Source organism: Helicobacter macacae MIT 99-5501, assembly GCF_000507845.1.
Lineage (GTDB): Bacteria > Campylobacterota > Campylobacteria > Campylobacterales > Helicobacteraceae > Helicobacter_B > Helicobacter_B macacae.
Map to the genome: position 1 here is coordinate 227,983 of NZ_KI669455.1, position 14,505 is coordinate 242,487.

The window sequence follows — 14,505 nt, forward strand, 5'->3', positions numbered from 1 at the left end:
ATTTTATGCAGCCAATCACACAATACGGACATCAAAAACTTTGCTCCGAGCTAAAAAACCTCAAAGAAGTTGAGCGTCCAAATATCATCAAAGAAATCGATATTGCTCGTGCACACGGGGATTTGAAAGAAAATGCTGAATATCACGCTGCAAAGGAAAAGCAACTTTTTATTGACGCACGGATAAAGGATTTGAGCGAGATGCTAGCACAAGCCCAAGTCATCGACCCCTCCAAGCTACCACACGATAAAGTTAGCTTTGGTAGCACGGTTGAGATTTTGGATTTGGATAGTGAGAAAAAATCCACCTATACGATTGTGGGTAGCATAGAGAGCGATTCTTCGCGTGGACTTATCTCTTATGGTTCGCCTATCGCAAAAGCCTTGCTAGACAAAGAAGTGGGCGATGAAGTAAATATCACTTTGCCACGCGGAGAATGTGATTTTGAAATCCTAAGCATTTCATACAAGCCAATTAACTTTGAGCAAGACTAAAAATTCATAAAAAAATTTTGGAGAAGCAAATGCAATCTAGCCCTACCTTGAAAGTGCAAAGACTTAGCCAAGAAGCGATTATCCCGCGCTATCATTCGCTTGAGGCTGCAGGATTTGATTTGCACTCTATTGATGAGGTATGCCTAAAGGCAGGGGAGCGTATAGCAGTTCGCACGGGGCTTGCCTTTGAGATAGAGAGTGGCTATGAAATCCAAGTGCGTCCTCGCTCTGGGCTAGCCATAAAAAACGCAATATCCGTGCTAAATACCCCGGGCACGATAGATAGCGACTATCGTGGCGAAATAATGGTGATTTTGATAAATCTTGGCAAGGAGGATTTCACTATCCACAAAGGCGATAGAATCGCCCAAGCAGTCGTTCAAAGAGTGTGGCAAGTGGATTTTGTCGAGGTAAGCGAGCTAGGTGGGAGCGAGCGTGGGACAAAGGGCTTTGGTAGCAGTGGTGGATTTGGTAGCAAAATCTAAGTAAACATAGGTGCAGATAAGCCCAAAAATGTAGCATAAGCCAAAATCCAATGCTTTAGTCAAAATCGCAAGTTAGCTTGCGTAGAGTTGCATAAAGCAAAGGATTTCAAGCAAAACCAAAAATGTAAGGAGTAAAGTTTTGAGCAAACTAAGCAAAGATTTGGAAACCATAAAGAGCGAGTTTCAAAACGATGAAAAACTACTAGAAAACGCCTTTAAACTAGAGAGGCTATTTAAAAAATACAAGTTTGTGCTACTTGGGATTGTCGCTGTGGTAGTGCTATGGATAGCCATAGTCGTAGCAAGCGACTATGTCGAGGAAAAAAATGCCAAAGAGATTAGCCAAATATATAATGAGCTGCTTGTATCTCCACAAAACACCGTGCTAAGAGAAAATCTAAAAAACAAAGCCCCCAAACTTTATGACGCATTTATCTATGCAAACCTCTCTAGTCAAAAAGAGGCGCGTATAGCCGAGCTAGAGGAGCTAAGCCAATCAAAAAATGAGCTTATCGCTCAAATCGCAAGCTATGAGCTAGCTTCGCTAAAAGAGGATTTGCAAGCACTTAGCACTATTGCCAAAAATCCCAAAAAACAAAACGACTCGCTAAAAGATTTTGCCAAAATCCAAGAAGCATATTTGCTACTAAAAAATAACGACATTGACAAAGCTCGCGAGGTGCTAAATGGTGTCTCTAGCGAGTCAAGCCTAGATTCTATTGCTAGGCAAATGGAGCATTATGGCATAGATAAACTCCCACTAGAATCCACCAAGCTAGAGTCTATAAAACTTCAAACACCCAAAGAATCCACAAAATCTAGCGAGGAAAATGCCCAAAAACCTAGCACACAGCAAAAATCTAACACAAACGAATCTAGCGCAAAAAGCATTGATTTGCAAGATTCTAGCTCAAAGATTGAGCCAAAGCCTAGCAGCCAAACAGACACAGAGGCTAAAGAGAAATAAAATAGGGCAGACTAATGAATCAAAATAGGACTAAATTTATCGACATTGCGCGGATTTTCACGCTTGCATTTATTTCTTGCGTGGTGTTTTTAGGCTGTAGCTCAAAGAAATTTTATACACCTGCCAAAGTCGATGGAGAGATTATTTTTTCTCAATCACTCCCCACGCCCATAGCCCAAAACAATCGCTATGTAGCCACGCTAAAAGACGGCTCGCTCCTAACCCAAAGTGGATTTGTCCCCATAAATAAGCAAATAAAAGAGATTATCCCCAAAGATGCAAGATTTTTAAACGAGTCTGGAGGGTATTATATTTTTGCAAAAGGGTGTGATGAGATGCTGCTAGTGAGGGCTAGCGTGATTGATGAGAGTGCGTTTGATAGCGGGACTTGCCCGATAAAAGAGGAAAACTCCGCTTGCACAAAAGAACAAATCAAGCTAAAAACTCAAGGCTGTGCTATCAGCGCAAGCCTAAAGGGAAATCTACTTGCTTTTGTAACTACCGATAACACAAGCCATATTATTTCTTTAGAATCTAGCACGGATTTTGCAAATGTGGATTTTGCAAAAGATGAAAGTGCTGACAAAGATTTTAAAAATAGTGGAGAAAATAGCGAGTCTTACAAATCCGTCTTTAGCCAAAAAGGTAGCGCAGTCCTAGCGGTAAATCAGCTTATAGCTGCGCCATTATTTTTGGACTCTGTGGTGGTTTTTCCAACTCTTGATGGGAGGATTTTGGTTGTGAGCTTGCAAAACTACGAAACACAGCGAAATATCATTGTATCAAGCGAGAAGTTTTTTAATAACATTATCTATTTGCAAGGCGATGATGTTCGCATATTTGCCGCCACACCAAAAAAGCTCATAAGCATTGTTTCTGGACAGCAGTTTAGCTACCAAGAGGACATAAAAGACATAACCTTTGCAAATGGCTATTTATATGCACTTACCCTAGAGGGCAAAATCGCACAGCTTGACCACACGCTGCGAGAAGTAAATACTAGGAAATTTGAATACGCTAGTTTGGAGGGAATGTCCGTAGCAAACAATGTGCTATACACTTATGAGAAAAATGGTAGCTTTATCATCGCGCTAGATTTGGAAAACTTCAGCCACAAAGTCTATCAAGCACAAGATACATTTGGCAAAATGATGAGTAACAAGCTTCATTTCTATACCAAAAATATTTTTTATTACAACAGATACTACTTTGATTTTGCCAAAATTGCCGATTTTATAACATCTCAATAAAGGGGACACTATGCTACTATGCGATATAGGCAACACGCATTTTCACTTTTGGAGCAATGGAAAAGTAACCCACCTGCTTCCCCGCTCACTGCACAGAAGAATGTTTAATGAAGAGATTTACTACATTAGCGTAAATCCAGAAAATGAAAAAATCCTTACTAAAACATTTAAAACCACTTATGATTTAGAATCTATTATTGATTTGCCTACGGAGTATATGGGGCTTGGTGTGGATAGAAAAGCTGCGTGTCTATGCGTGCGAGATGGCGTGATAATCGATGCGGGGACGGCTATTACCGTAGATGTGATGAGTGGTGGCAGACATCAAGGCGGCTATATTTTACCGGGGTTTAATGAAATGATAGGCGCGTATGGACGCATATCTCCACTACTTGTAGGAGGGATAAACTTCACTTATGAGCCAAAAGAGCTACCACTAAATACCAAAGATAGTATCACTTATGGAATGCTAAAAAGCATTATTTTGACTATCCAAAACACGATTGGCTCAAAAAAAGCATATTTTACAGGTGGCGATGGCAAGTATCTAGCGAAATTTTTTGCACAAGCGATTTATGATGAAACTATGGTATTTCGTGGTATGAGGATTTCTATTGAGAGGGCATTAGAAAAAAGGCGCAGAGCTCAAAGCGTGCAAGAGCTAGAAGAAGCCCCTATGGATTTGGATTGGGAGTAGGATTTGCTAAATATTGCACTTCCAAAAGGGCGCATTGCTAAGGAAACTTTGCAGCTTTTTTCTCGCATTTTTGGAGAGGATTTTGGCTTTGATGATAGGAAGCTCATCTTGCAAAAAGGCGATTTTTGCTTTATGCTTGTGCGAAGTCAAGATGTCGCCACCTATGTCTATCATCAAGCTGCCGATATAGGCGTGGTGGGGCTAGATGTGCTAGAGGAGCAGCCCTATAACATTATGCGCTTACTAAATCTAAACATAGGCAAATGTCGCGTGGTGGTTGGCGCACACGCACACAAGCCTATTGATTACTCAAAGCCAAAGATTACTATCGCTACAAAAATGCCAAATATCACTGCAAAGTATTTTTCTCAAAAAGCCATACCTATTGATATGATAAAGCTATATGGCTCTATTGAGCTAGCTGCGCTTGTGGGGCTGTGTGATGGGATTGTAGATATTGTAGAGACGGGTGAGACGATGAGGGCAAACAACCTCATAGAGAGTGAGAAAATCCTAGATTCTAGCGCGTATCTAATCGCAAATTTTAATAGCTTCTCGCTTAAAAAGCACGCGATTTTGGAGCTTTGCTCTAGGATAGAAGTCGCACTAGAGCATTAAATTTTTGGCAAAACGCAATACTAAAAAGGCAAGATTATGATAAAACACAATCAATACAAAAAGGTTTTTCTCATAGTGGCAATAGTGTCGCATATATGCGGATTTGTTGCCATCGCAGATGAGCTAAAGTGGGGCAAATGGCGATGGGAGGAGATGGGGTATGTGGATTGTGAGGTTCGCTTTGCTAGCAACACAAGCGAGTGTGGTGAGAGGGGCAAAACAAGAGAAATCATCATAGAGGCTAGAGATATACCAACTGCCTATCAGCTTTATCTAAGACAATACGGCAAAACCCACCAAAAATCTGGCTATGCTTTGGAGCGCAATCTACCTACAAAAAGCCATAATTATGTGGTTTCGTATGAAATGCCTTTAGATATAAGGTATGGCTACACTTACTCTTGGAGTGATGATAAAAGTAGCTTAAGCATTGATTTTTGGCTAGGAGTATGCAAATCAAATGAAAATACTTGCACCAAAGCGCGGCTTACTTTCATAGATATGAGCAAAGAGCACAGTGAGATAGCTAATAGCAGTGATGAAAGTGGCAAAAATGATGATGGAAGCAAAGATAAAAATCCCAAAAATCAAAACCTTGCGCAAGAATCCGCGCAAAAAATTCCCCAAGAATCAGCCAAAAAATCCACACAAGAATCTAAAGGCACTTCATTTAGCGGGCTAGATAGCAAAATCATCTCTTTTACGACAAAACAAAATACCAAAAACGCCAAACTCCCACAAAATAGAATCAAAATCATCGCAACCGTTTGGTAGCACCTTGCATTTAGGAAAATTCTCCACTTTATCAAACCATACATTTTTTAAAATAACATTTTAAGGCTTTTTATAATTTGCTTTGCTCCAATCAAAGCTATCATAAATCGCTAAGATTTTGTCTTTATTAAGCAACTTTGGGTCGATTCGTGTGCCGACAAGCGGACTTTGGCAGATTTCATCTAGTAAAAACGCACCCTTAATCCAATCATCACCAAATCCCGCGCGTGAGTTTTTCACAAACGGAAAGTGATAGTTGTTTAGCTCTGTGCATATATTTCGCCTTCGATTTCTACAAGTCAAAGTCTCAAAAAATAGGTGCTTACTATTCTCATTTGGATGCCAAACTACAAAGTCTAAGCCATTATTATAAATCAGCCAATCATCAACACCACGAAACAAAAAATCATCTTGTATCAAGCCGTGTTTTAGTTTTCTAATATACACTCGCCTTTCTCTAATAAGTATATCAAATCGTGGCTTTATCACACTATCAAAACGACTTTTTGGCAAATAAAACGCCTTATATAGCTTCTTCGCATCATAAATATGGTCGCAATCGATTTTAATAAGCCATTGCTTTTTGGGAATATGAGATAGGGCGAAATTATAGTAATTATGTAGCTTATTTTCTTCGCGCTGTGGATTGTGAATCTCAATATGATGCGGATATTTCGCGGGGATAAAAGTAGGATATTTCGCACAAAAATCTAAGATGATTTCCTCACTGCCGTCCGTGCAGTCATTATAAGCGATAATCCCACGCTGAATGGCAGGAAGTATGCTCTCCAAACAAGCCCTAAGCGTGATAGCTTCGTTACAAACGCGGATAAAAGCCCAAGGATTAAGCGGTAAGTGTGGATTAGATGAATTTTTATCAAAGTCAAAGTAGCCAAAGTGTGTCTTTTGGGTATTGCGCTTGTTATCGGTGTGCGGATTATCGCTCCCCCCCCCCCCCCTATAATCGCAGCGATTTGGCGATTTTTAGTGATGAAATATTCGTTATTATGCGCGTTTATTTGCGCCAAAACTGCATTAGGCAAGTGCGAATCGACTTTATCAAGTGTGATGATTTTATCAATTTTATCAAAGATGGCGTTTCGCGCCTTTTTGCGAGTGGCTTTGAATGGGATAAAATTGCATAAAAACTGCAAAATCGCCCTTTTGGTTAGGAAAATCGCGTATTCTAGCATTTGCACCTCCTAAGTAAATCGCAAGTCAAATCGTGCATAGGTTAAATAGTGAATCGTGTAAATTCTATCAAATCAAAAGTTGCCATTATAACAAAATTTGGATACAAAATTTAGATGATTAGCAATGAATATCACTCCAATGCCTAGTCATAAATCATTTTTCACAAGTGCTATTGCAACACCACATAAATTCTCTATAAAAATCATTACAAAAGCAAATCAAATACTTTACTACGCCTTATTGCATTTGCACTAAGACTTGCCCACAATAATACCCCCAAATTTTAGATTCTTTAAGCTATTTTTGTCTATAATGTCGCCACGATTATCCCACGCAATAGTAGTCTAAACAAGCTATATTTCTTAAGGAGCAAATATGATAACGCTAAAGCAAGCCCTAAGCCTTAGCAAGCCAGAGCAAAACGAGCTAAAATCCCAAATACAAAATCTAGCCAAGCAAAGCGAAAATGCCGAGCTAAACGCATATATAGACTTCAGCGATGATGAGGTAAGCGGTGTGCCAATCCTTATAAAAGACAACATAAGCGTAAAAGGCTGGGAAATCACTTGTGCAAGCAAAATCCTAAAAGGCTACAAATCCCCTTATAACGCCACTGTGATAGAAAATCTACACACAAATGGAATGAGTGCTTTTGGGCGAGCAAATATGGACGAATTTGCTATGGGAAGCACCACAGAATCTAGCTGCTATGGACGCACGAAAAATCCCTGCGACACTTCGCGTGTCCCCGGTGGTAGCTCTGGAGGAAGTGCTGCAGCTGTGGCAGGAGGGCTAGCTATCGCAGCACTTGGTAGTGATACAGGTGGCTCGATTCGTCAGCCTGCGGGGTATTGCGGGTGTGTAGGGCTAAAGCCTACTTATGGGCGCGTAAGCCGATATGGACTCATCGCTTATAGCTCTAGCCTAGACCAAATAGGACCTATCACGCAAAATGTCGAAGACTGCGCTATTTTGCTAGATGCTATAAGCGGTGGCGATGAGAGGGATTCTACAAGCGCACGCAAAGCCCCCTTGCAGTGCTTTAGCAAACTTGACAAAGAGAGAGGGTTCAAAATCGCTGTGCTAAGGGATTTTATCAAAGATGCGGATTCTAGCGTGGCAAAAGCCTATGAAAACACCATAAAAGTCCTAGAATCTAGCGGCAATGAAATCTTGCCCAAAAAAATGCTTGATACAAACTTTCACATATCTACCTACTACATCATCTGCACAGCAGAAGCTAGCTCAAATCTAGCGCGCTTTGATGGCGTGCGCTATGGCAATCGAGCTCAAAATGCCGACACAAGCAAACGCAGCTTAAAAGATTTGTATCTCTCCACGCGCTCAAATGGATTTGGCACAGAAGTCAAAAACAGAATCTTGCTAGGTAGCTTTGTCCTTAGCAGTGGGTATTATGACGCCTACTACCTAAAAGCGCAAAAAATGCGCTCCCTTATCCGCGCACAATTTGATGAAATATTTAAAGACGCAGATTTGATTTTGTGCCCTGTCGCTCCAAGCACTGCACCGAAGTTTCGCACGATGCAAACACCTCTACAAATGTATCTAAACGACATTTACACCATAGGTATAAATCTAGCAGGACTGCCAGCTATAAGTATCCCTGTGGGCAAAGATAGCGATGGGCTTCCTATCGGTATGCAGCTTATTGGTAAGCATTTTGATGAACAATCCGTGCTAGATTGTGCTTACGCGCTTGAGAGTGCACTCTCTTAAAGTAGCAAATCTAAAAAGGAGCGAGCAAATGACAAACCCCACCGCAAAATCCACAACAAAATCTCCAAATCCAGCCAAAACAAAAAAGCCAAAATCCCACACCTCAAAGCCACTTACGCAGTCAAAATCCATTTCACAAGCAAATGTAAAATCCACTACAAAATCTAGCCCAAACTTTGCTAATCCCAAATTTTTAGCCACAACAAAACCTCCCTTTCAATCATTCCCAAAAGCCCTTACTTTTGAAGATATTTTGCTTATCCCTGCGTATTCTGCCGTGCTACCAAAGGAAGTGGATACTAGCTCTAAGCTTACCCGCACTATTAGTCTAAATATCCCCATCATCTCCGCTGCTATGGATACCGTTACGGAGTATAAAGCTGCCATTGCTATGGCGCGATATGGTGGCATAGGTATTATCCACAAAAATATGCCACCACAAATGCAAGCTGAACATATAAACAAAGTCAAAAAAAGCGAGAGTGGGATTATCCGCGACCCTGTCTCTATCCAAGCAAATCGCTCCCTAGCAGATGCAAAAGTCATCACGGATAATTACAAGATTTCGGGCGTGCCTGTGGTAGATGAAAATGGCTTGCTTATAGGTATTCTTACCAATCGTGATATGCGATTTGAAAAGGATTTAAGCAAGAAAGTGGGCGATGTGATGACAAAAATGCCGCTTGTAACGGCAAATGTGGGTGTAAGCCTAGAGCAAGCACAGCAAATAATGCACGCTCACAGAATCGAAAAACTCCCCATAGTCGATAAAAACAATATCTTGCAAGGGCTTATCACCATAAAAGACATTCAAAAACGAATCGAGTATCCAAACGCAAACAAAGACGCGCAAGGACGGCTTTGCGTGGGTGCGGCTATCGGGGTAGGGCAGCTTGATAGAGCGCAAGCTCTAGTCGAAGCAGGTGTAGATGTGCTTGTGCTTGATTCTGCACACGGGCATTCCAAAAATGTCATTTCCACACTAGAGGGCATAAAAAATACGCTAGATGTCCAAGTCATCGTTGGCAATGTCGTAACCGCACAAGCCACAAATGACCTAATCTCCGCAGGTGCAGATGCTATAAAAGTCGGCATAGGACCGGGCAGTATCTGCACTACGAGAATTGTCGCAGGTGTAGGTATGCCTCAAGTCTCTGCGATAATCAACTGCGCACAAGTGGCAATAAAACGCGGTGTGCCTATCATCGCAGATGGCGGGATAAAGTATTCAGGCGATGTAGCAAAGGCTTTGGCACTTGGCGCATCAAGCGTGATGATAGGCTCACTTCTAGCAGGCACGGAGGAGTCCCCGGGGGATTTGGTGCTATATCAAGGACGGCAGTATAAAAGCTATCGAGGTATGGGCAGTATCGGTGCTATGTCAAAAGGAAGCGCAGATAGGTATTTCCAAGAGGGCACTGCCCAAGAAAAGCTAGTCCCAGAGGGGATAGAGGGGCGCGTGCCATATCGAGGACGCATAGGCGATGTCCTACACCAGCTTGTAGGTGGGCTTAGAAGCTCTATGGGGTATCTAGGAGCAAAGGATTTATCTAGCCTTTGGGAGAGAGCAGAATTTGTAGAAATCACTTCAGCAGGCTTAAGAGAATCCCATGTCCACGATGTTGACATTACCAAAGAAGCCCCAAATTATCACGGCTAGATTTTACGCGATTAGATTTTAGACATATAGATTTGTATAGTAGGCAAAACATAAGATTTATATTTTCATAAGCAAGTTTGGCACGAGAGAATCTGTATCAATCGCTATGTTTTTGGCTTAATTGGCGATGATAAAGCAAAATCTCACACCATTTTGCCAAATCTAAAAAAAATCTATAAATATTTTTTACAGCGACAAAACTCACAATAATAAGTTAGTCCAATCACAAAACACACCTATCACAACACACAAAGGAGATAAAATGCTTGATTGTGCTCACATAAAAGCCCTACAAAATATCGTAGGCAAGGAGAATTGCTACGATGACAAAGCGCATTTGCTAGCTTACTGCTATGACGCCACGCGCGAGCGATACGAGCCAGAAGCGGTGGTATTTCCGCGTGATGAGAGCGAGGTAAGCGCGATTCTCAAATACGCAAACACACACAAAATCCCCGTTATCCCGCGCGGTGCGGGCAGTGGATTTACAGGTGGGGCTTTGCCCGCTCAAGGCGGGATAATCCTCGCCCTAGAAAAGCACTTTAACAAGATTCTAGAAATCGATGAAAAAAACCTCATCGCCCGTGTCCAGCCCGCTGTGGTAAATAAAATCTTTCAAAACGAAGTGGAAAAACGCGGGCTTTTCTACCCGCCAGACCCTGCAAGCCAAGATTACAGCACTTTGGGGGGCAATGTCAGCGAAAACGCAGGCGGAATGCGTGCCGCAAAATACGGAATCACCAAAGACTTCGTAATGGCACTGCGAGCGGTGCTCCCAAATGGCGAGATAATCCGCGCGGGCAAAAAAACCATAAAAGATGTCGCGGGCTACAATGTCGCGGGAATCCTAATCGCAAGCGAGGGCACACTCGCCGTCATCACCGAAATCACGCTCAAACTCATTGCTAAGCCTAAGTTCAAAAAATCCGCTATGGGCGTGTTTCCAAGCATTGAATCTGCGATGAATGCCGTGTATAAAACTATGGCAAGTGGCATAACGCCTGTGGCAATGGAGTTTTTGGATAACCTAAGCATTCGCGCGGTGGAGGAGAAATTTCACAAAGGCTTGCCCCTTGACGCGGGCGCGATACTCATAACACAAGTCGATGGGGACTTAGAAGTGCTGATAGAAGACCAAATTGCGAGTCTAGAATCTCGATTTAGAGAAAATGGCTGCACGGAGTTCAAAATCGCGCAAAATGCCCAAGAGGAGGAGGATTTGTGGTTCGCACGGCGCAACGCAAGCCAAAGTATCAATATCTATGGCAAAAAAAAGCTCAACGAGGACATTACCGTGCCTCGCTCGCGCCTGCCCGAGCTCCTAGCGCGTATCGGGGAGATGAGTGAGAAATATGGCTTTAAGATTCCCTGCTTTGGGCACACAGGGGACGGCAATGTGCATACAAATGTAATGGTGGGCGACCCGAGCAAACCGCTTGATGAAGCCGAGCTCGCGCGGGGGCATAAGTGTATCGAGGAGATTTTCAAAATCGCTGTGGAACTCGAGGGCACGCTAAGTGGCGAGCACGGAATCGGACTAAGCAAAGCACCTTTTATGCACCTAGCCTTTAGCGAGGCGGAAATGGAGCTTTTTGGCGCGATAAAGAGGGCATTTGACCCAAATAATATCCTAAATCCCCACAAAATGGGACTTAAGTAATTTTCTAAATAATTCGTGTTTGAGTTTGCATAGCATTTTTGTCATACTTAAAGCAAGCTAGCGACTAAAGAATCTCTCTTTTGTCTTTGAGATACTTCGCTTACGCTTAAGTATGACAAAAAGTATAGCAAAGTGAAGTGGCAAGTGGTGAATCTGTGGCTTTTTTTTGGATACTTCGGGCTTTGCCCTCAGTATGACAAAAAACCTTGAGTATGAAAAGGTAAGTGTTGGTATGATAAAGTGGGTATCAAATTAAAAATGCAGACTTAGTCCTGCTCCTCTGCTTCCCACACATTTTTGATAAGGTAGGGAATCACATAGCCTTTGCAAATCAAATCACGCACACTCTCATCATCAAATTTTAGCGACTTTCGGCATTTATAGGGCATAGTGGCGAGATTATAACAACGCGATTCCACTTCCTCCACAAATAAATCAGCGCGTTTTTGACTATCCAAACTTATGTAATCCGCAATGGCAAAAAGTTCATTTTCAAACCTATCGCTAAATATCACTTTCATTTCTTGCGACTTTCTTTAAGCCTTTTTCGCACATTGCCAAAGACTTCCTCCGCGCTTAGCATTTTCATTTTGCCTTGTTTGATTAGCTCTATGTCGTTTTTGTAATTTTGGATTCGCTTCTCGTGCGCCAAATGCGCCAAAGCCCTTTGAATGAGTTCGCTATGGCTGATGTTCTCTTTGTCTGCTTCACTGATGACAAAGTTTTCCACTTCTTTTGGCAAGTCTATGGTCATACTCACTCCTTTAGGTTTTGGCGTATTGTAGCATACTTATTTGGATTCTATGGATTTGGCTAAAGGGGATTTAGCGATTTGCTAATCCTCTAAAACCTCAAATAGCTCTTTGATAATCTTTGGGTGCAAAGTTTTCCCGCTGTGGTGTGGTAATACCATTCGCTTGGAGTCTTTTTTATAGATTCTATGGCTACCTTTTTGCCTATCAATGACAAAGCCATTTTGTAGCAACAATGCCTCTGCTTCTTTAGCCGTGAGTTTGGGTAGCTTATCGCCCAAATGCCACCTCGATAGGCGTTATCATCGCCTCTTTTGTGGCAATACTTTGTATTTCGCTCTCCCCCAAACTCTCCAAATATAGCTCAATGGCTTCTTTGATATTTGCTCTAGCTTCCTCAAAACTTGCTCCCTCACTTACGCAACCCTTTAGCTCAGGCACAAAAGCAAAGTAGCCATTTTCGTCTTTTTCTATCACTGCGTTTATGAGCATTGCTTGTCCTTTAGTGAATTTGTCGCGTATTGTAGCATAGTTATTTGGATTCTATGATTTTGATTTCGTTTGAATCTAAGTCGTAGAGTTGATAGACTAGCTTATTGATTTGAGATTCTAACTCGTTAGTGTTGTCATATTGTGATTTGTTTGTTTGTCATATTGAGCACTACGCTAAAAATCTCTATGTGGCTTTTGAGATACTTCGGCTAAAGCCTTAGTATGACAAGATAAAGTGTTGGTATGACAAAATGTGAAATAGGTTTTGATTTATGGAGGATTTTAGGGTTTTTAAGTGTTTTTGAAGTATTTTAGAAAGAATATTTGATTAGATTTTTAAGGCTTAAAATCAGCCATATAAATTATCGTTTTGCGAAGTAATCATTAGGGGGGATTCTCTATATTTTTTACAAAATATAGAGAATCTAAAAACATTCAGCGCAAAAGCTAATCAATTTTACCCAAAACGATGATTTTTTTATCCCCACATTTTTACCAATCATCGTTCAAATAGATAAGCATTTATAGCATTTTTCTTTACAAGCTATTGCTTTTTGCTTCACCTATTTTTGGACTTTTGGGGGGGGGTTGTTTGGATTCATCTGCTTGCCTCTATTCCCTTGTGCTTGGTCGTATTGGCGATTTGTGCCACTTGTGCCTTTGTTTGCATTTTGCTGATTTGCAGAGTTGTCTCTAGGACTTATTTTATTGCTTTGGCTTTTGTTATTGCTTACCATTTCCTACTCCTTATCTTGTATTTTGCTAAAAGCTATATGTATAGCGCAAAGACACGGTGTAGTATGTGCGTGTTATTGTTAGTGGCACATTATTAAAATTCGTATCATCAATCATTGTCGCCTTGATAAATGGCACTTTAGCCACTAGCTCAACCCCGTGATTTTCAGCCATATTTGCCCTTAGCCCCACATTTAGTGCGACATTAAATTTCGTAGTCTCTTGTGGACTTAATGACTTCGAGTCGCTACCATCAAATTTTTCGCTAACGATAGTTAAATCAGATAAGTATGTATTGCCACCAAGTCCCACACCGACAAATCCACCAAAATCAAAGCTACCAAAATTTTCAATCTCTTTGCTAACAAAATTTGCTAGGAAATCCACATTTACGCCATAATTTAGCAAGTAGTTTTGATGATAGGCATTGTCGCCACCCATTGCTGTTATGCTCCTGTCTCCATCCACGGTGGGGGTTGGTGCAGAGCCGTGTGCGTAGCTTAGGTTTGCATAGTAGCGCAATCCCAAGTAGGGGGTAAAAAACTGCTTATACCCCGCTACAACTCCATAGCTTCCGCCAACGCCAAATTTGCTGTCTTTTAGGTCGCTTGTTTGAGAAGCTAGGTTAAATATACTTACCCCCGCTTCTAGCCCCACAAAAGCACCGCTTTTTTCGGCATTTGCCACACTCATAGCAGCTAGCATACTAGCTATTGCTAGATATTTTCTCTTTCGCATTCGCGCTCCTTAAAGTAAATATTTTTGGCAAAGCTAGTTTGCAAAGCAAAAAGCACCGCGCAAAATACATTAAACACAACGCATAAACACAGTGCTTATCTTTTTATGAAACCTGCGGATTATCAAATTTCACAAAACAAATTTTGCAAAACTGCTTTGCCAAGCGATATTTTACCCCCCCCCCTTATTAAAATTTACTTAAAAGTAAAAAAATTTTTGATTTTTTTTTAAAATATTTTTTTTCTAATCCCA

Annotated in this window: 17 protein-coding genes and 1 pseudogene; 10 read left to right on the forward strand and 8 right to left on the reverse strand. The window is 41.4% G+C overall.

Going from position 1 to position 14,505, the window contains the following annotated elements:
* The first annotated feature begins 5 nt into the window (after positions 1 to 5).
* The 7 genes from greA (at position 6) to HMPREF2086_RS08520 (ending at position 5,285) form a co-directional block, all read left to right on the forward strand.
* Positions 6 to 494: a transcription elongation factor GreA gene (greA, locus tag HMPREF2086_RS08490; protein WP_023928361.1), complete on the forward strand. Its 489-nt coding sequence runs from the start codon at positions 6 to 8 to the stop codon at positions 492 to 494.
* Positions 495 to 523: 29 nt separating this feature from the next.
* The gene (gene dut / locus HMPREF2086_RS08495) at positions 524 to 979 is read left to right on the forward strand and encodes a dUTP diphosphatase (RefSeq protein ID WP_023928362.1); all 456 of its coding nucleotides are present in this window, start codon (positions 524 to 526) and stop codon (positions 977 to 979) included.
* A 139-nt stretch (positions 980 to 1,118) separates the two neighbouring features.
* A complete protein-coding gene (locus tag HMPREF2086_RS08500; protein WP_023928363.1) occupies positions 1,119 to 1,946 on the forward strand; it encodes a hypothetical protein in 828 nt (275 codons plus the stop codon).
* 14 nt (positions 1,947 to 1,960) lie between these two features.
* Positions 1,961 to 3,196: a hypothetical protein gene (locus HMPREF2086_RS08505; RefSeq protein WP_023928365.1), complete on the forward strand. Its 1,236-nt coding sequence runs from the start codon at positions 1,961 to 1,963 to the stop codon at positions 3,194 to 3,196.
* A gap of 10 nt (positions 3,197 to 3,206) precedes the next feature.
* Complete coding sequence (locus tag HMPREF2086_RS08510) at positions 3,207 to 3,893, forward strand: type III pantothenate kinase (protein ID WP_023928367.1); 687 nt, start codon at positions 3,207 to 3,209, stop codon at positions 3,891 to 3,893.
* Positions 3,894 to 3,896: 3 nt separating this feature from the next.
* Entirely contained in the window at positions 3,897 to 4,511 is a 615-nt protein-coding gene (gene hisG / locus HMPREF2086_RS08515) for an ATP phosphoribosyltransferase (RefSeq protein WP_023928368.1), read from the forward strand.
* Between the two features lie 36 nt (positions 4,512 to 4,547).
* Entirely contained in the window at positions 4,548 to 5,285 is a 738-nt protein-coding gene (locus HMPREF2086_RS08520; protein ID WP_023928370.1) for a hypothetical protein, read from the forward strand.
* Positions 5,286 to 5,345: 60 nt separating this feature from the next.
* Here HMPREF2086_RS08520 and HMPREF2086_RS11240 read toward each other — a convergent pair whose 3' ends face one another.
* Both HMPREF2086_RS11240 and HMPREF2086_RS12185 read right to left on the reverse strand, forming a co-directional pair.
* A complete protein-coding gene (locus HMPREF2086_RS11240) occupies positions 5,346 to 6,116 on the reverse strand; it encodes a glycosyltransferase (RefSeq protein ID WP_034561544.1) in 771 nt (256 codons plus the stop codon).
* 161 nt (positions 6,117 to 6,277) lie between these two features.
* Positions 6,278 to 6,478: pseudogene (locus HMPREF2086_RS12185) on the reverse strand (hypothetical protein); the annotation flags it as partial.
* A gap of 376 nt (positions 6,479 to 6,854) precedes the next feature.
* On the opposite strand from HMPREF2086_RS12185, the gene gatA reads away from it, so the two are divergent.
* From gatA to HMPREF2086_RS08545, 3 genes are all read left to right on the forward strand, one after another.
* Entirely contained in the window at positions 6,855 to 8,216 is a 1,362-nt protein-coding gene (gene gatA, locus HMPREF2086_RS08535; RefSeq protein WP_023928374.1) for an Asp-tRNA(Asn)/Glu-tRNA(Gln) amidotransferase subunit GatA, read from the forward strand.
* A gap of 28 nt (positions 8,217 to 8,244) precedes the next feature.
* Positions 8,245 to 9,876, forward strand: a complete 1,632-nt coding sequence (gene guaB, locus HMPREF2086_RS08540) for an IMP dehydrogenase (protein ID WP_023928375.1) — start codon at positions 8,245 to 8,247, stop codon at positions 9,874 to 9,876.
* 262 nt (positions 9,877 to 10,138) lie between these two features.
* Entirely contained in the window at positions 10,139 to 11,536 is a 1,398-nt protein-coding gene (locus tag HMPREF2086_RS08545; protein ID WP_023928377.1) for an FAD-linked oxidase C-terminal domain-containing protein, read from the forward strand.
* Positions 11,537 to 11,802: 266 nt separating this feature from the next.
* Here the strand turns inward: HMPREF2086_RS08545 and HMPREF2086_RS08550 are convergent, their stop codons facing one another.
* From HMPREF2086_RS08550 to HMPREF2086_RS08570, 6 genes are all read right to left on the reverse strand, one after another.
* A complete protein-coding gene (locus HMPREF2086_RS08550; protein ID WP_023928379.1) occupies positions 11,803 to 12,057 on the reverse strand; it encodes a type II toxin-antitoxin system RelE/ParE family toxin in 255 nt (84 codons plus the stop codon).
* Positions 12,054 to 12,290 carry a hypothetical protein gene (locus HMPREF2086_RS08555; RefSeq protein WP_023928380.1) on the reverse strand — a complete coding sequence of 79 codons (237 nt, stop codon included), beginning with the start codon at positions 12,288 to 12,290 and terminating at the stop codon, positions 12,054 to 12,056. Before HMPREF2086_RS08555 ends, HMPREF2086_RS08550 begins: the two co-directional genes overlap by 4 nt.
* Before the next feature lie 81 nt (positions 12,291 to 12,371).
* Positions 12,372 to 12,569: a type II toxin-antitoxin system HicA family toxin gene (locus HMPREF2086_RS08560; RefSeq protein ID WP_023928381.1), complete on the reverse strand. Its 198-nt coding sequence runs from the start codon at positions 12,567 to 12,569 to the stop codon at positions 12,372 to 12,374.
* Entirely contained in the window at positions 12,559 to 12,780 is a 222-nt protein-coding gene (locus HMPREF2086_RS08565; RefSeq protein WP_023928382.1) for a type II toxin-antitoxin system HicB family antitoxin, read from the reverse strand. Before HMPREF2086_RS08565 ends, HMPREF2086_RS08560 begins: the two co-directional genes overlap by 11 nt.
* Before the next feature lie 563 nt (positions 12,781 to 13,343).
* Positions 13,344 to 13,517 carry a hypothetical protein gene (locus HMPREF2086_RS11955; RefSeq protein WP_023928383.1) on the reverse strand — a complete coding sequence of 58 codons (174 nt, stop codon included), beginning with the start codon at positions 13,515 to 13,517 and terminating at the stop codon, positions 13,344 to 13,346.
* Between the two features lie 25 nt (positions 13,518 to 13,542).
* Entirely contained in the window at positions 13,543 to 14,253 is a 711-nt protein-coding gene (locus HMPREF2086_RS08570; RefSeq protein ID WP_023928384.1) for an outer membrane beta-barrel protein, read from the reverse strand.
* Positions 14,254 to 14,505: the final 252 nt, after the last annotated feature.